We start from the raw sequence: 16,622 nt of genomic DNA on the forward strand, positions 1-16,622 counted from the left end.
ACTCTTTGTGTTCTTTGTAACTTAAGCGATCAGATATCTTTCCGCTCCAAAAGCATGGTCGATAACGATTTTCCATGTACCATCTTCACCTTGCTTCATCAATTCGATACCTTTTGCCTGTATCTTCACTTCATCTCCATCAGTGATATTCCATTCTGATCGTCCTACTGCAAGGCTTCCGGTTTGCATGCAGTACACTGTTTTAATTTCCATCGTCCCCTTAATGGATAAAATGGCCTTAACAGCTTCTTCAAACTGTTTCCGTCCTGATACAGGTTTTCCAGGTTCTGGAACAATGATACCCGACGTATCATACATACTAAGAACAGTGGCCACATCGCCAGTGTTAAATGCGGCAGCTAATGCCGAGTGGGCATCTTCTGCCCTTTTTGGTAAATTCATATAGATTTTTATTAATGTTTAAGAAAAAATGCTGGAGAATTCTTGTTCTTTCAATATTTTTCCGGCGAGCTGACCTGCATGATCATATATTTTATTGAAGAAGAATCCACCCATACTAATACGCTTAACCCCAAGCGATTCCAATGTTTTAAATCCTGGAAGATCGGGCATGCACATTACATTGATGGGAAGTGAAGTAGACTGAACTACAGCGGCAATATCACTACTTTCGGTAACGCAGGGCACAAAAATCCCATCTGCTCCTGATTCCTGATAAAATCTGATGCGTTTTTTGGTTTCCGCTAAAGCGTTTGGCAATCCCAGGAGAAAAGCATCCGTCCTGATATTCAGAAATATATTTAGTTTCCTTTTATTGATGTGCTCAGCCACCACAGCAACTGTTTCTGCAAACGAAGCCGCTGGCACCAAGCTTCTCTTTTCGCCCGGTAATGTATCTTCGAGGTTAATCCCCACTGCACCACAATCGTGTAGTTTTTCTACATTTTCTAAAATGCCTTGTAGGCCGCGGCTATACCCGGCCTCCATATCAACGGTAAGCGGAATATCAACCACCTCGGTAATGCGCTTTGTTATACGGAGCAGCTCATCAAATGGCAGGTTTTCTCCATCTGGATAACCTAATGCATTCGAAATGGCCTGACTGGAAATCCCAATGGCCCTAAAACCATTGGTTTGAAAGATTTCTGCACTTTTTACATCCCATACATTCCCAATCAAAAGTGGGGCGGTATTTTGGTGCAGATGTTTAAATGTTTCAAAAGAATTCATAAGCTATATCATGTTTTAATTGATTATACATCAAAGATATAGCCCTTAAAAATCAACGGATTGTACAAATCCGAACAAAATAAAATTTACGGAAAAAGCAGCTGGTTTACTGGAGTAAGGTTATCCAGGTAACTCGAAGGAGTAAGTCCGGTAAAGGATTTAAAGTCTCTTATAAAATGTGATTGATCAAAATATCCGCAGGCATAGGCAATATTGGTAAATGGCTCCTCGTTTTTTGAAATCATCTTTAAACTCTGCTGAAAACGGTTAATTTTATCGTAAGATTTTGGCGAAAGCCCGGTATGCTGATGCAGTAACCGTTGCAAATAACGTGTAGTGATATTATGCCTTGATGCGATATAGGTAATATTGCTTCCCGAAGCATCCTTGAGGATGCTATTTAAGATATCGGCGACCTTATTAATATGAAAGGTTTTCTTTTCATGATTGATCAGTCTTTTCAACAAAAATGCCTCTAAAAGATCGATCCTTTTCTGTTCGCCCTCGGTTTCCAATAGTTTTTGATGGAGCACATCTGCACTTCCTCCGATCACATCCCGAAGATCGGTAATCGAGTCGTTAAAAACTCCCATCTGATCATTAAAAAAGTATGATGCCGAGTGTGTATAAAATTTGATCCCGAGCATAGCATGTTTACCTGTCGATCGGATGGCAAGCGGCTTTGTAATCTGCCCCCAAAGTTCAATTTTTGGCGTTTTCTTAAAACTATTGTTTACAAGCGATTCCCAGCTGCCATTCCCCAAATTAAAAATTACCTCCATATCCCCACTGGGAAATACCACATCCTCAAAAGTCGAATCGGCATCCGACTTGAAAATATAATAATGCCTGATATAAGGTTTTAAGGGATCTGAAGGTAGAAACTGTTTAAATTCCATATATGCCAATTGATTACAAGATCGTAAAATTAGGGCAATTCCAAGCCTCTCGATAGTAAAAATCGGAACAAATTATATTTTTATTGAGACCATTAAGCGCTGTAATCCAGGCGCCGCAGCTTAAAAACAATCCTTTACCGCAACAAGATATTTCTGATATGTTTTAAGCCGCAATATTCTTTATCACACTGATTTACAAGGAGTGGCAAGAAATAGCTTTTACCATCCATCAAAATTTCCGATATTTGTATCATTTGGAAGTCGTGATTAAATTCAAATCCCGACATTTTCTTTCCTCGCTAAAACAAGTGGGGCTTAATAAACGTTATGACAAACACAAATAAATCTGTAATTTTGAGCCATGTATAATAAAAGTGATATTGAATTAAAGGTAGCGGAATTTTTATTACAGATAAAAGCAATCAAATTACAGCCAAATAATCCTTTTACCTGGGCATCTGGCTGGAAATCGCCAATTTATTGCGACAACAGAATTACCCTTTCCCACCCTCAGGTTAGAACTTACATCCGTCAGAAACTTGCACAGGCCATTCAGGAAGAGTTTGGTTCGGTAGATGTTATTGCAGGTGTTGCAACCGCTGGAATCCCTCAAGGTGTTTTAGTAGCTCAAGAACTTGGCTTACCTTTTATCTACGTAAGAGCGAAGGCCAAAGAACACGGCACTGGAAGTTTAATTGAAGGCGAAGTGGTAGAAGGTCAACGTGTGGTGGTTATAGAAGATTTAATTTCAACCGGAAAAAGCAGTCTACAAGCTGTTGATGCATTAAGAGCTGCAGGTTTATCGGTAGCTGGCTTAGCGGCAATTTTCACTTACGGTTTCGAAAAAGCAGACGAAAATTTCGCAGCTGCAAAATGTCGTTACTTAACCTTATCAAACTATGGCGCTTTAATCGATTATGCTGCCGAGCACAGCATTATTGCCAAAAGTGATATGGAATTATTAGGCAAATGGCGTTTAAACCCTTCAGAATGGGGACAAGGACAAGTTTTGAGTTCGGAGTCTTAAGTTTTGAGTTAAAACAAAAATCTATAAAAAATATATAATGACTGTTATTGAAAGCGCAGTAGAGATAAATAAACCAGTTACAGAGGTTTATGCATTTCTATCTAATATGAACAATCATCAGCAACTGATGCCAGAAAATATTTACAACTGGGAATCTACAGAAGATGATGCACGGTTTACCATCCAAAATATGGCAAAATTGGCCATTAAGATTTCGAGCCGTATCGAAAATCAGGAAATAACAGCAATTCCGAGTGAAAAAGCACCTTTCGATGTAGAATTAAAGTGGACTGTAGCAGATAACGGAAACGGAACAACTACGGCTAAACACATTATCTCAGCTGATTTGAACATGATGATGAAAATGTTGGCATCTGGTCCGCTACAAAAACTGGCCGATCACCAAACGGAAAAACTTAAGGAGATTTTAGGATAAGGAATGTGATTATACAGATTTAATTTATTCCAAAAATTGATGAGACGAGTTAAACCTCGTCTTTTTTTATGCGTAAAAATTCCATTGCGTTCTCTTATCAGCATATTATTTTAATACCTTAGTTATTAGAATAACCTATAAACTATGAACCTCAGATTTCTCCAGGTAACTGCTTTATTTTTTGCCCTTGCTCCTATTCCCAAAACATTTGCTCAATCACTTACCGCTTTAAAAACCGAATATTTGGTTAACCCGATCGGCTTAGACAATCCAAATCCGCGTTTTACATGGCAAATGAACGATGCCAGCCAAGGAGCCAAACAAACAGCCTACCGCGTTCTGGTAGATACCGATTCGGCTTCGCTTGTTAAAAACAGTGCAAAACTTTGGAATACAGGCTGGGTTACATCAGCTGATAATCTGGTTATTTATTCGGGCCTACCACTAAAACCTTTTACTAAATATTTCTGGAGGGTTGATATTACTGATGGAAGCCAAAAGAAATCAAACAAAGTTTATATCGCCAGCTTTGAAACAGGGATGATGAAAATGGGAAACTGGCAAGGTGCATGGATTTCGGATAATGAAAATACCAAGCTTAAGCCTGCACCCTATTTCCGGAACACCTTTACCACCGTTAAAAAAATCAGGTCGGCCAGGGCTTACATCGCCGCAGCTGGCTTGTACGAACTCTCTATCAATGGCAAAAAAATCGGCAACCACCGCATGGACCCGATGTATACCCGTTTTGATAGACGAACATTATACGTTACCTACGATGTAACTAATGCCATAAGCAAAGGCAAAAATGCTATTGGCGTACTATTGGGCAATGGTTGGTACAATCACCAATCGACTGCAGTTTGGTATTTCGACCGTGCCCCCTGGCGCAATAGGCCAACTTTTTGTCTTGATGTACGCATTACTTACGAAGACGGCACAACTGAAACCATTAAATCGGGTAAAGAATGGAAAACAGCTTTAAGCCCGATTATTTTTAATAGTATTTACACCGCCGAACATTACGATGCCCGCCTGGAAAAAGCAGGCTGGAACACGCCAGATTTCGACGATACAGATTGGAAAAATGTGATGTACCGTTCAGCGCCGTCTAATAATATTGTTGCACAGGCCATGCACCCTATCCGTAATGTTGAGGAAATAGTAAGCAAAAATTTTAGAAAGTTTAACGATACCACTTATCTTTTCGATCTGGGCAGGAATATTTCAGGCGTAAGCAAAATCACGGTAAGCGGGCCGGCCGGAACTGTTATAAAACTGAAACATGGCGAACGTTTATATACCAACGGACACGTAGATATCTCCAATATTGATGCCCATTACCGTCCAACTGATAATACTGATCCATTTCAGACGGATATCCTGATTTTGAATGGAAAAGGTGAACAAAGTTTTATGCCGCATTTCAATTATAAGGGTTTTCAATATGTAGAAGTGAGCAGCTCTGCTCCCATCCAATTAAAAAAAGAAGATCTGGTGGGCTATTTTATGCATAGTGATGTGCCAGTTGTTGGTGACGTTAAATCTTCAGAGTCGATCATCAATAAAATCTATTATGCCACCAACAGCTCTTACCTATCGAATCTTTTTGGTTATCCTACAGATTGTCCGCAAAGAGAGAAAAACGGTTGGACGGGCGATGCGCAGATTGCGATAGAAACAGGCCTTTATGGCTTTGATGGCATTACTATTTACGAAAAATGGCTTGCCGATCACCGCGATGAACAACAGCCAAATGGTATTTTACCTTCCATTATCCCCACCGATGGCTGGGGTTACGAATGGGGCAACGGACCGGACTGGACCAGTACAATTGCCATTATTCCATGGAATGTTTACCTGTTTTACGGTGATAAAAAACTACTTGCCGATTGTTACGGAAATATTAGAAAATACGTGAACCATATTGACGAAACCTACCCGACAGGTTTAACCACCTGGGGTTTGGGCGATTGGATTCCGGTGAAATCAAAATCTCCTGTTGAGCTTACTTCGACCTGTTATTATTATGCTGATGTGGTTATTCTGGCCAAGGCAGCAAAAATTTTAGGTAAAAACGATGATTATGAAAAATACACGGCTCTGGCAAAAAAAATTAAAGATGCTTTTAATGCCAGGTATTTGAATAAAGAAAAAGGGATTTATGCTTCTGGCGTACAAACCGAAATGAGCGTTCCGCTTTATTGGAAAATTGTTCCGGAAGAATCGGTTGCTTTAGTTGCCGAGAATTTAGCCAAACGTGTAGAAGCAGATGGTTTTCACTTAGATGTGGGATTATTGGGTACAAAAGCCATTTTAAATGCGCTGAGCGAAAATGGTTACAGCGATATTGCCTACAAAGTTGCCGCTCAAAAAACCTATCCAAGCTGGGGCTGGTGGATGGAAAACGGAGCCACCACTTTATATGAGAACTGGCCCATTGATGCAAAATCGGATATATCGATGAACCACATTATGTTTGGGGAAATTGGCGCCTGGTTATATAAATCGCCTGGTGGTATTAAGCCAGATGAAAAACAACCCGGCTTTAAACATGTAATACTAGATCCGCATGTGGTGGAAGGCCTGAATTCTTTTGAGGCTAGTCATATTGGTCCGTATGGTAAAATTATGAGCGCATGGAAAAGAGTTAATAATGGAATCAGGTACGATATTATCATTCCTGCAAATTCTACAGCCACTATTAACCTCCCACTTACGCGTGGCATGAATAATTATGTAAATGGTAAGATAAACAACATTGGGAAGATAGATCTAGCAGCTGGTAAGTATGTAATTGAACATAAAGCCCAACAATAATTCAGTTCCCGAATTACTAAACCTTTACAATTGCGAGAAGGCTTTTTCAGCCGACAGCCTGTCCCGATCTCGGGAAAGCAATCTTACAACGATCGCTACTAGCGTGTGCTTTAAGATTATTCATTTTTGCAGTTGCTTTTAAAGGCATTCATGAGCTCACTTCGTTCGGTTATCTTCTTTCATCGCAATGACGACCTTTCTATGGAAGTCTGTCATCCTAAGGCACGAAGGGTTTTTAAACGATAGATTACTGATTTCGATTGATATGGCTTCAAAGTCTATGCATTGTAGATAGAGATTCTTCACTGCGTTCAGAATGACACCAATGATTCCGCGTTAGGGATTGTAAGGGTTCAGTGCCGATCCTTCATCGGTACCGGAGCGCAGCGCAGCCCTGAAAAGCCCGGGCCCTCGCGCAGCTTGGGTAACGCCCAAATCAGTTGGCAGTTAACAGTTGGCAATTCGCAATCCCCAATACGACAAATTTTCAGCACAAACAGCTAATTATCAGCAATTTAGTCATTAAAATAAAAATATTAGCGACAAAATTTCCGATTGTAAAATCAAAACCGTTATGGCATTTGTTTTGACCTAAAAGGGAATATGAACTTCAACAATTTTACTATAAAAGCCCAGGAAGCAGTTCAACAGGCTTCTGAAATAGCCCAAGGCAATCAGCAACAGGCTATTGAAACGGCACACCTGCTTAAAGGTTTGCTTACTGTTGATGAAAACGTGGTTTCTTACGTCTTAAAGAAACTGAACGTTAACCTAAATTCATTAAATCAAAACTTAGATGCAGAGATTGCCAGGTTCCCGAAAGTGAGCGGAAGCAATGTCTATCTGTCATCTAATGCCAATAGCGTCCTGCAGAAAGCGCAAACATTTTTAAAAGAATTTAAAGATGAATTCGTTTCTGTAGAACATTTATTATTAGGCATCTTAGCCGTTAACGATAGTACTTCGAAATTATTAAAAGAACAGGGCGTTAACGAAAAAGACCTTAAAAAAGCCATTGTAGAATTGCGTGGCGATAACCGTGTAACGGATCAAAATGCCGAAGCTACTTACCAGGCCTTGAGCAAATATGCAAGGAATTTAAATGAATATGCCGAAAGCGGAAAATTAGATCCGGTAATCGGCCGTGATGAAGAAATCCGTAGGGTAATTCAGATTTTATCACGCAGAACCAAGAACAACCCTATATTAATTGGTGAGCCTGGTGTTGGTAAAACAGCCATTGCAGAGGGTATTGCCTTCAGGATTATTAAAGGTGATGTACCTGAAAATTTAAAAAGCAAAGTGGTTTATTCCCTTGATATGGGTTCGCTTATTGCAGGTGCAAAATATAAAGGCGAGTTCGAAGAACGTTTGAAAGCCGTGGTTAAAGAAGTTACCCAGAGCGATGGTGACATTATTCTATTTATAGACGAGATCCATACTTTGGTAGGTGCTGGTGGTGGCGAAGGTGCAATGGATGCAGCAAACATTTTAAAACCTGCACTTGCCCGTGGTGAATTGCGTGCTATTGGTGCAACAACCTTAGATGAATACCAAAAATATTTAGAAAAAGATAAAGCACTAGAGCGTCGTTTCCAAAAAGTAATGGTTGAAGAACCAGATACACAGGATGCCATTTCTATCCTCCGTGGATTGAAAGAACGTTACGAAACACACCATAAGGTAAGGATTAAAGATGAAGCAATTATCGCAGCCGTAGAAATGAGTCAGCGGTATATTTCAGATCGTTTCTTGCCAGATAAAGCCATCGATTTAATGGATGAGGCTGCCTCGAAACTACGTATGGAGATGGACAGCGTACCAGAAAATGTAGATGCTTTAGACCGTGAGATTATGCGTTTAGAGATTGAACGCGAAGCCATTAAACGTGAAAAAGACGACAGGAAGGTTAAAGAACTTTCAGAAGAAATTGCCAACCTATCGGCCGAACGTGATGAATTTAAAGCCAAATGGCAAGGCGAGAAAGACCTGGTAGATGCGGTAAACAACGAGTTAGAGCAGATTGAGCACTATAAATTAGAGGCTGAGCAGGCAGAACGCGCAGGCGACTACGGCAAAGTGGCCGAAATCCGTTATGGAAAAATTAAAGAGGCACAGGATAAAGTTGAAAAACTGAAAGCCGATTTAGAAAGCCAGCAAAGCGATAGCCGTATGCTTAAGGAAGAAGTTACAGCTGATGATATTGCAGGCGTAGTTGGCCGTTGGACAGGCATTCCGGTAACCAAGCTAATTGCCAGTGAGCGTGAAAAACTACTTCATTTAGAAGAAGAATTACACCAGCGTGTAGCCGGTCAGGATGAGGCAATCGAAGCCATTTCTGATGCGATCCGTCGCTCGCGTGCGGGCTTGCAGGATAAACGCAAACCTATCGGCTCTTTCATCTTTTTAGGTACAACCGGAGTAGGTAAAACGGAGCTAGCAAAAGCATTGGCAGAGTTTCTATTCAACGATGAAAATGCGCTAACACGTATTGATATGAGTGAATACCAGGAACGCCATGCAGTTTCACGTTTAATTGGAGCGCCTCCAGGGTATGTGGGGTATGATGAAGGCGGACAGTTAACCGAGGCCGTTAGGCGTAAACCTTATTCGGTGGTATTGCTCGATGAGATTGAAAAAGCACACCCGGATGTATTTAATATCCTGTTACAAGTGCTGGATGATGGACGTTTAACCGATAATAAAGGCAGGACGGTGAATTTCAAAAACACCATCATCATCATGACTTCTAATATCGGTGCGCATTTAATTCAGGATAACTTTAAAAATTTAAGCGATGAAAACCGCGAGGAAGTAATTGCGAAAACCAAAAACGAATTGTTCGAAGTGTTAAAACAGACCATTCGTCCGGAGTTTTTGAACAGGATTGACGAGCTGATTATGTTTACACCATTAAACCGCAGCGAAATCAGAAATATTGTAAGCTTGCAGTTTAAACATGTACAGCAAACACTGGCCGAAATGGGTATAGAAATGGAAGCCAGTGATGAAGCTTTAGATTGGTTGGCACAATTGGGTTACGATCCACAGTTTGGCGCCAGACCATTAAAAAGGGTTATCCAAAAAAGAATCCTAAATGAGTTGTCGAAAGAGATATTGGCGGGTAAAATAGATAAAGACAGCAAAATTAAGCTGGATATGTTTGATCATCATTTTGTGTTCTTGAACCAAAAAACAGATTAAAACATAACAATCAAAAATCCCATAGATTAAGTTCTATGGGATTTTTTTGTTTAATAACTAATTTCTCTACTATTGACAGACTTTAAAGCAAAAACCGTCATCTCGACTGGAACGCGTGGAATGTTCCAAAGGAACTCATTCGGAGGAGAGATCTGCCTAGACAGATTTAGCTGCGCTGACCACTTATGTAGCTCCCGGTTACGTTGCTATCCACGCGAAATGACAGCCGCATATTGAGCCCTAATTCAAAAATACATTTTAGGTAACTAACATGATAGTTCATTTTCTTGCTTTTTGTTTCAATAATGATTATTATTGATTACACACAAAAACACAAATAAAATGAAACCTAAATTAATCATCATGGCGCTGTTATGCGCCGTCAGTGGGCATTGCTATGCCCAAACTGAAAGGGGCTCTGGCTTTATAGGCGGAAGCATCAGTTTCGGAACCTCTAAACAAAACAGTTCATCGCCCAGCTTAAACACGTTTACCTTAACGCCAAGGGGAGGCTATTTTTTAGCCAATAATTTTGCTGTAGGCTTAGAAATTCCTTTAAACTTGTCGAAACTTAGGGGAGAAAGTTACATCGCATGGAATGAAGAATACGGATATTACGAAGAACAGCGTGGGGTAAAGGAATTTAGCCTTGGTATCTCCCCTTTCGTACGTAAATATGTAGATATTAAGGATCGTTTTAAGTTTTTTATGCAGGCTAACCTACTGCTCCAGATCAATACTTTTAACAGGATTGACGAAGAAGGTTACCTAATCCGAACAGATGCCAAAATAAAGGGATGGGGCGCAAGCATAAGCCCTGGCTTTAGTTATTTCCTATCCAGACATGCAGCATTGGAGTTTTCATTGCCAGTTGTATCTTTCTTCCATCAAAATTACTATGCCGAAGAATCGCTCTACAATTACGACAAAACCAATAACCTGAAACTGGCCCTGCAAAACTTTACCCCAACATTTACTTTCAACTATCACTTTTAACAGCTTGTAAAATGAAAAAAATATTCACCCAAATATTAAGCTTAATCAGCATAAGCGTATTATTTCTTTTAAGTTTAACCAACCAGGCAAATGCTCAGCGCTTTCGTGGTAAGATAGAATATTACAGCAGCATATTCCCTTCTGAAGATGGAAAAATCAAATCGATTAATGGTACTAAAATTGAATATTATCATTCGGTTTTTAAATCGGAAGATGGAAAAGTAAAATCAATTGGCGATCAAAGAGTGGAATATTACAATAGTGTATTCCCTTCTGAGAATGGAAAAATTAAAGCTATTGGAGATATAAGAATTGAATATTATAATTCCGTTTTTAAATCGGAAGATGGAAAAATTAAATCAATTGGTCATATCAAATTTGAGTACAATAATACTGGCTCACAAAAAAGTGATGGCAAAGTAAAATCAATCACCAATGAAAACGACGATCGCGAATCGGAAGATGCACTGGATACTTATTATTTTATTGAAAGACTCAACTGTCAATAATTTACAACCTAATAAATGATGGAAGAGGCTGTATCATAATTATAGACTGTCATCCTGAGCCTGTCGAAGGACCTGTTTAAATACGCTTTAAGGTGTTTCGACAAGCTCAACATGACAGTATCTTAAGTGACATCGCATTAATGACACATCCTGTTTTTATTTACTGATCTACAACGATTTAAAAATAAATAAACTAAATAATTAGTTTTTATATTTTTTTTATTTTATTATTGAATACACAAAAACACAAATGAAATGAAAAAACAATTATTAGTTACGGCTATGGCCGTGGGTATCTCCGTGGGTATCTCCGTATGCGGTTTCGCGCAAACAAAAGGAACAAACGCTTTAAGCTTTGGCGTTAATTCTACCAAATCGAAAAGCAGTGTAAATAACTACGAAATCGAATCTAAAAACAACAATTTCACCTTAGGTTATGGTTATTTCTTTAAAGACAATGATAAGATTGGATTAGATTTAACTTACGGATTAAACAAATTTAATTCTGGCAACACTCCTAATCAAGAGCAAAAAAGCTATGGTGGAAATTTAAGTTATCAACACTACTTTCCTCTTGTAAAAACATTATTTGCTTACGCAGGAGGAAAAGCCGCTTATACTTACAGCAAGAACAAAAATTTATATGAAGGTGCCCCTCCTCAGTCATCAAGTTTTACTTCAAACCAATATGCTGTAGGTGCATACGGTGGCATTACCTGGTTTGTTTCCAAAAGATTTGCATTAGAAACCAGCCTGTTATCTGCAGATTTTACCTATAGTAAAACCGAGCAAAATGAAATCAACGCCTATAACCTTTTCACCAAAAATGAATACACTTCATTCAATTTAAGTAGTCAGGGATTTATTAATAACCTGGGCTTTAAGATTTATGTCCTTTTTTAACCCCTCAACTTAAAATTTTGGCCCATCCTTTATAAAAGAGGATGGGCTTTTTTATTTCTTTTTCGCTTCAATGTTCGGTAAGAATCCTGTCAATAACCCGATTAAAGGCAGAAATGCACAAACATTAAATACATATTCAATGCTTGTAGAATCAGCTAATTTCCCCAATAGCGCCGATCCGATCCCGCCCATGCCAAAGGCAAAGCCAAAAAATAATCCAGCAACCAAACCAACTTTTCCAGGAATCAATTCCTGTGCATAAACTAATATGGCCGAAAATGCTGACGCTAAAATCATCCCGATGGGAACAATAAGCACACCTACCCAAAACAGGCTGGCATGTGGGAGTAATAAAGCAAATGGAGCAGTTCCTAATATCGAAGCCCAGATTACGTATTTCCGCCCAATTTTATCGCCTATTGGTCCGCCCAGCAACGTTCCGGCAGCTACCGAAAATAAGAATACAAATAGATAGATCTGAGAGGTCTGTACTGAAACATGGAATTTATCGATCAGATAAAAGGTAAAATAATTGGTCAAACTCGCCATGTAGAAATATTTCGAGAAAATCAACAAAAGTAAAATACACACCGAGAAAATCACCTTAGTTCTCGAAAATTGGTTCACAACAGTTTGAATATTGATCTTTTTACTTCTCGAAAGCATAAATCCCCTGTACCAATTGCCTACATAGGTTAAAATAATAATGGCCAAAAGTGCAATTACCGAAAACCAGATTACACTGAACTGCCCGTAGGGAACAATGATCCAGGCAGCCAACAACGGACCTAAAGAACTTCCTGCATTACCTCCTAGTTGAAAAACAGATTGAGCCAATCCCCTCTTTCCTCCTGATGCGGCATGTGCCATACGCGAAGCCTCGGGATGAAATATAGAAGAACCTATCCCAATAAAAGATACAGAAAGCAATATGGTGTAAAAATGTGTCGATTGTGAAAGCGAAATTAAACCGATCAGGGTAAAACCCATCCCTACTGCCAGCGAATATGGCTGAGGCTTTTTATCTGTATACAACCCCACAAATGGCTGTAATAATGATGCTGCTAATTGAAAGGTTAATGTAATTAACCCGATCTGCGAAAAACTTAAATGATAACTGGTTTTAATGATAGGGTAAATTGCAGGAATTAACGATTGTATCGTATCATTAAGTAAATGCGAAAAACTTAAAGCGAAAAGTATCGGGAAAACAGTTTTTTCAATAATGGAAGTAGTTGTGCTATTCTCAGTCATAACGGTAAATTATACCGCCAAAAATAGTGATTATAAATTTTTAAACTACACGCATTGTCCTTGCAAAAACCAAACATTTTGATAAAGTTTTGGTTTTATGGCTATGGAAAAGAACAGAAAAATTGTTGGCTTATGCGGAAGTTTAAGAAAAGGATCGTACAATGCCATGCTGCTTAAAGTCGCCGGCGGTTTAATCCCTGAAGGTATCCAGTTTGAAACAGTGCCTTTTGATGGCCTTCCTATTTATAATGCAGACCTGGATTTACCTGAAGCAGAAGAAAGACCTGCAAGCGTCTCGAAATTCAGAAATGCCCTTGCCGATGCCGATGCTTTTATTATTGTTTCTCCTGAATATAATTATTCTATTCCTGGTGGATTAAAAAATGCTATCGACTGGGCCAGCCGCGGCAAAGATTCACCCTTGATGCATAAACCAGTTGCCGTGATGGGCGCAACACAGGGCATGTGGGGAACCGTTAGAATGCAAACAGCATTTTTGCCTGTTTTTACCTTCCTGAATATGAATCCGGTTTTACAACCAGAAGTTTTAGTTGCCCAGGTGCAAAATAAATTCGATACTGAAGGAAATCTAATCGACGAGAAAACCATCGGTATTATTAAAAAGAAAATAGAAAATTTAATTTCTGCCTGCAAAGTTTAATCCAAAACGGCAAAAATCCCTATCCAAAACCTGCCATTTTCGGTACGCTAAAATCTGACATTTATACAAAAAAAGTCAGATTGTCAATTTGTCATGCCTAAAAAATTAATCAATCGATTGATTTTTAGTCACACGAAAATAATATTGAATTAACATTAGATTTACATCTAATTGTGCATTAAGCAGTTGACCAAAAACTGATTTTTTGATGACGTAGACAAAGTTTTTTGGCACAAGTGTTGACTTTTAGGCAAATATAGTCAGATATTAAAATAGTAAAAATTGACTATATTTTAATAACAAATAAATAATAAAAAAGATGAAAAAACTATTATTATCTTTAGTAGCAGTAGCAGGTTTAGTTTATGGTGCAAAAGCACAAACTGAAAAAGGAAATTTTATGTTAGGTGGTAATGTAGGTGTAAACTCTACAAAAGTTGACGGTGCTCCAAAAGCAGATTTCAGCTTTAGCGTATTACCAAGTGTTGGATATTTTATCAGCAACAATTTTGCTATCGGTACGGGTGTTGGTTACGAATACAATAAAAGAGTTAGCGAGAAAACACAAGATGGTGCTTTTAAAGTTGCTCCTTTCGGACGTTACTATGTTGGTTTATCAGATCAATTCAAATTCTTCGGACAATTATCAGTGCCATTGGCTTTCGGTCAATTAAAAGCTACTGATGCTAACGGCGATAACGCAGTTAAATTGGGTACTACAACCAAAATTGGTGTAGAACTTGCTCCAGGTTTTGCGTTCTTCCCAACAAAGAAAATCGGTATCGAACTTTCAGTTAAAGGTTTAAGCTACGACAACTACACTGTTAAAGCTGAAGGAACTGGCGCTAAAGTTAAAACCAACACTTTTGGCTTAAACGCTGATACTTTCGCACCAAGATTAGGTGTTCAGTTCTACTTTTAATTAAACCTTCCTTCGGGAAATGTTTATAAATGACTTTTTTTCAAGAAGCGTCCCGGTTTACCATCGGGACGCTTTTTGTTTTACTTCTTTTCTCTGATGGCTTTAAATTCAGACCCGCTTTTCCATTTGGGATATGAATCTTCATTACTGATGCGATATCCCATATCAAAAAGCATCCGAACATCTTCTACAATACCTGATAAATCCCATGTTTTGGCATCGAAATTATCCTGTGGCGAGTGATAACGGAATTTGGTAAAATCAGCTACCTGCTTTAATCCCCATGCCCTGCCGTTTTTAATGTTATCTACGCCCGACCCCGTAAACAGTGAGGGTACACCAACCTTAGCTAAATTAAAATGATCAGAGCGGTAATACAACCCTGATGATGGAACAGGATCTGGCACAATTACCCTCCCCTGTTTTTTAGCCGCCTCAGAGGCATAATCTTCCAGTTCTGACTGGCCAAAGCCATACACCACAATATCTTTGGTTTTACCCGCTATGCCCATCATATCCATATTGATATTGGCAACCGTTTTAGCCAAAGGAAAAGCTGGATGTTTGGCATAATACTCAGAGCCCAACAGGCCTTGTTCTTCGGCGGTATAAGAAATAAATAAAATAGTCCGCTCAGGTGCTTTAGATAACTTTTTAAAGGCCGAAGCTATTTCGAATAAAGAGGCTATGCCAGTTGCATTATCAACCGCTCCGTTGTAAATAGAATCACCCTGTATTTTCTCTCCCACACCCAAATGATCCCAATGTGCCGAATAAATAATAACTTCATCTTTACGCTTATCGCCTGGTATTTTAGCCAGAACATTATAAGTAACCGATTTTTTGATTGTATTTTTAACTTTTACTGAGGTGGTAATATTTAAATCGACAGGCTTAAAACCCTTTTTTCGAGCGCTTAAAGCCAATTGATCGAATGATTTACCATCCAGCGCAAATAGTTGTTTTGCCTTATCTAAAGTAATCCAGCCCTCTACTACAGCCCTGCTCATTCCATTATCTTCGCTATGCAGGGTAAGTTTAGATTTCGACCAGCCACTGCGCACCACTGTCCAGGGGTAAGCTGCTGGCTCGGTATCATGAATAATAATAATCCCGGTAGCCCCCTGTCTTGCTGCTTCTTCAAACTTATAGGTCCATCTGCCGTAATAAGTCATATTTTTACCTTTAAACAAGGTAGAATCGGCAAAACCAGGGTCATTGATCAATACCACTACAGTTTTTCCCTTTACATCCAGATTGGCGTAGTCGTTCCAACCATACTCGGGCGCAACAATGCCATACCCCGCAAAAACAAGCGGTGAGTTACTTATACTTACTTCATCTTGCACACGGCGCGTACCAGCCACAAAATCGGTTAAATAATTGAGTGTTAAGGATCCTGTTTTTCCTTTGAGAACCATTTTATCTTCCGGCACAGATTTAATTTCTACCATGGGTACCTCCTGAAAGAAACTATCTCCATTGCCTGGCTGCAGGCCTAGTTTTTCGAACTGGGTTTTTAGATAATTAATGGTTTTGGTTTCTCCATTGGTAAAAGGTTTTCGCCCTTCTAAACTATCAGCCGCAATTACCGATAAATATTGAGTTAAACTCGAATCGTTAATGGCTTTAATGGCTAAAGAATCGGCACCAGCGCCAGTGCTTTTTGCATCTTGCTTACAGGAGCCAAAGAATAGGACTGCGCAACTGAAAAGTAATAGGTATTTTTTCATTTATAAAGGACTATTTTCAAATAATTAACCACATTTGCTGAAAAATACGAAGAAAATGGCAAATTCT

The 16,622-nt window shown here is 39.1% G+C and carries 14 protein-coding genes; 9 read left to right on the forward strand and 5 right to left on the reverse strand.

Annotated elements, in window-relative coordinates; all coding sequences use genetic code 11:
* Nucleotides 1-21: 21 nt before the first annotated feature.
* From ACN9MR_RS15065 to ACN9MR_RS15075, 3 genes are all read right to left on the reverse strand, one after another.
* The gene (locus ACN9MR_RS15065) at nucleotides 22-402 is read right to left on the reverse strand and encodes a YybH family protein (protein ID WP_426324779.1); all 381 of its coding nucleotides are present in this window, start codon (nucleotides 400-402) and stop codon (nucleotides 22-24) included.
* Between the two features lie 18 nt (nucleotides 403-420).
* The gene (locus tag ACN9MR_RS15070) at nucleotides 421-1,191 is read right to left on the reverse strand and encodes an isocitrate lyase/PEP mutase family protein (RefSeq protein WP_426324780.1); all 771 of its coding nucleotides are present in this window, start codon (nucleotides 1,189-1,191) and stop codon (nucleotides 421-423) included.
* A gap of 86 nt (nucleotides 1,192-1,277) precedes the next feature.
* Complete coding sequence (locus ACN9MR_RS15075; RefSeq protein WP_426324781.1) at nucleotides 1,278-2,090, reverse strand: DUF6597 domain-containing transcriptional factor; 813 nt, start codon at nucleotides 2,088-2,090, stop codon at nucleotides 1,278-1,280.
* A 361-nt stretch (nucleotides 2,091-2,451) separates the two neighbouring features.
* On the opposite strand from ACN9MR_RS15075, the gene pyrE reads away from it, so the two are divergent.
* The 7 genes from pyrE (at nucleotide 2,452) to ACN9MR_RS15110 (ending at nucleotide 11,985) form a co-directional block, all read left to right on the forward strand.
* Nucleotides 2,452-3,117, forward strand: a complete 666-nt coding sequence (gene pyrE, locus ACN9MR_RS15080; protein ID WP_108200214.1) for an orotate phosphoribosyltransferase — start codon at nucleotides 2,452-2,454, stop codon at nucleotides 3,115-3,117.
* 37 nt (nucleotides 3,118-3,154) lie between these two features.
* Nucleotides 3,155-3,553 carry an SRPBCC family protein gene (locus tag ACN9MR_RS15085; protein WP_426324783.1) on the forward strand — a complete coding sequence of 133 codons (399 nt, stop codon included), beginning with the start codon at nucleotides 3,155-3,157 and terminating at the stop codon, nucleotides 3,551-3,553.
* Between the two features lie 144 nt (nucleotides 3,554-3,697).
* Nucleotides 3,698-6,373, forward strand: a complete 2,676-nt coding sequence (locus ACN9MR_RS15090) for a family 78 glycoside hydrolase catalytic domain (RefSeq protein ID WP_426324785.1) — start codon at nucleotides 3,698-3,700, stop codon at nucleotides 6,371-6,373.
* A gap of 603 nt (nucleotides 6,374-6,976) precedes the next feature.
* The gene (gene clpB / locus ACN9MR_RS15095; RefSeq protein ID WP_426324787.1) at nucleotides 6,977-9,577 is read left to right on the forward strand and encodes an ATP-dependent chaperone ClpB; all 2,601 of its coding nucleotides are present in this window, start codon (nucleotides 6,977-6,979) and stop codon (nucleotides 9,575-9,577) included.
* A 342-nt stretch (nucleotides 9,578-9,919) separates the two neighbouring features.
* Nucleotides 9,920-10,573 (forward strand): hypothetical protein, encoded by a 654-nt coding sequence (locus ACN9MR_RS15100; RefSeq protein ID WP_426324789.1) that lies wholly within the window; start codon nucleotides 9,920-9,922, stop codon nucleotides 10,571-10,573.
* A gap of 11 nt (nucleotides 10,574-10,584) precedes the next feature.
* Nucleotides 10,585-11,082, forward strand: a complete 498-nt coding sequence (locus tag ACN9MR_RS15105) for a hypothetical protein (RefSeq protein WP_426324791.1) — start codon at nucleotides 10,585-10,587, stop codon at nucleotides 11,080-11,082.
* Between the two features lie 255 nt (nucleotides 11,083-11,337).
* Complete coding sequence (locus ACN9MR_RS15110) at nucleotides 11,338-11,985, forward strand: outer membrane beta-barrel protein (RefSeq protein ID WP_426324793.1); 648 nt, start codon at nucleotides 11,338-11,340, stop codon at nucleotides 11,983-11,985.
* A 51-nt stretch (nucleotides 11,986-12,036) separates the two neighbouring features.
* Here ACN9MR_RS15110 and ACN9MR_RS15115 read toward each other — a convergent pair whose 3' ends face one another.
* Nucleotides 12,037-13,239 (reverse strand): MFS transporter, encoded by a 1,203-nt coding sequence (locus ACN9MR_RS15115; protein WP_426324795.1) that lies wholly within the window; start codon nucleotides 13,237-13,239, stop codon nucleotides 12,037-12,039.
* A 103-nt stretch (nucleotides 13,240-13,342) separates the two neighbouring features.
* Here ACN9MR_RS15115 and ACN9MR_RS15120 point away from each other — a divergent pair, with 103 nt between their 5' ends.
* Nucleotides 13,343-13,900: an NADPH-dependent FMN reductase gene (locus ACN9MR_RS15120; protein ID WP_426324797.1), complete on the forward strand. Its 558-nt coding sequence runs from the start codon at nucleotides 13,343-13,345 to the stop codon at nucleotides 13,898-13,900.
* 319 nt (nucleotides 13,901-14,219) lie between these two features.
* On the forward strand, nucleotides 14,220-14,822 hold the full coding sequence (locus ACN9MR_RS15125; protein ID WP_426324799.1) for an outer membrane beta-barrel protein: 603 nt from the start codon (nucleotides 14,220-14,222) through the stop codon (nucleotides 14,820-14,822).
* Nucleotides 14,823-14,902: 80 nt separating this feature from the next.
* Here the strand turns inward: ACN9MR_RS15125 and ACN9MR_RS15130 are convergent, their stop codons facing one another.
* The gene (locus ACN9MR_RS15130; protein ID WP_426324801.1) at nucleotides 14,903-16,555 is read right to left on the reverse strand and encodes a M28 family metallopeptidase; all 1,653 of its coding nucleotides are present in this window, start codon (nucleotides 16,553-16,555) and stop codon (nucleotides 14,903-14,905) included.
* Nucleotides 16,556-16,622: the final 67 nt, after the last annotated feature.

It is taken from the genome of Pedobacter sp. R-06, from assembly GCF_049913135.1.
Taxonomy (GTDB): domain Bacteria; phylum Bacteroidota; class Bacteroidia; order Sphingobacteriales; family Sphingobacteriaceae; genus Pedobacter.

Bases quoted from the DNA above. Each gene is read 5' to 3' on its own strand.
- clpB (WP_426324787.1), top strand. From the start codon at position 6,977: ATGAACTTCAACAATTTTACTATAAAAGCCCAGGAAGCAGTTCAACAG.
- ACN9MR_RS15115 (WP_426324795.1), bottom strand. From the start codon at position 13,239: ATGACTGAGAATAGCACAACTACTTCCATTATTGAAAAAACTGTTTTC.
- ACN9MR_RS15130 (WP_426324801.1), bottom strand. From the start codon at position 16,555: ATGAAAAAATACCTATTACTTTTCAGTTGCGCAGTCCTATTCTTTGGC.
- ACN9MR_RS15120 (WP_426324797.1), top strand. From the start codon at position 13,343: ATGGAAAAGAACAGAAAAATTGTTGGCTTATGCGGAAGTTTAAGAAAA.
- ACN9MR_RS15090 (WP_426324785.1), top strand. From the start codon at position 3,698: ATGAACCTCAGATTTCTCCAGGTAACTGCTTTATTTTTTGCCCTTGCT.
- ACN9MR_RS15105 (WP_426324791.1), top strand. From the start codon at position 10,585: ATGAAAAAAATATTCACCCAAATATTAAGCTTAATCAGCATAAGCGTA.
- ACN9MR_RS15085 (WP_426324783.1), top strand. From the start codon at position 3,155: ATGACTGTTATTGAAAGCGCAGTAGAGATAAATAAACCAGTTACAGAG.
- ACN9MR_RS15070 (WP_426324780.1), bottom strand. From the start codon at position 1,191: ATGAATTCTTTTGAAACATTTAAACATCTGCACCAAAATACCGCCCCA.
- pyrE (WP_108200214.1), top strand. From the start codon at position 2,452: ATGTATAATAAAAGTGATATTGAATTAAAGGTAGCGGAATTTTTATTA.
- ACN9MR_RS15110 (WP_426324793.1), top strand. From the start codon at position 11,338: ATGAAAAAACAATTATTAGTTACGGCTATGGCCGTGGGTATCTCCGTG.
- ACN9MR_RS15075 (WP_426324781.1), bottom strand. From the start codon at position 2,090: ATGGAATTTAAACAGTTTCTACCTTCAGATCCCTTAAAACCTTATATC.
- ACN9MR_RS15100 (WP_426324789.1), top strand. From the start codon at position 9,920: ATGAAACCTAAATTAATCATCATGGCGCTGTTATGCGCCGTCAGTGGG.
- ACN9MR_RS15065 (WP_426324779.1), bottom strand. From the start codon at position 402: ATGAATTTACCAAAAAGGGCAGAAGATGCCCACTCGGCATTAGCTGCC.
- ACN9MR_RS15125 (WP_426324799.1), top strand. From the start codon at position 14,220: ATGAAAAAACTATTATTATCTTTAGTAGCAGTAGCAGGTTTAGTTTAT.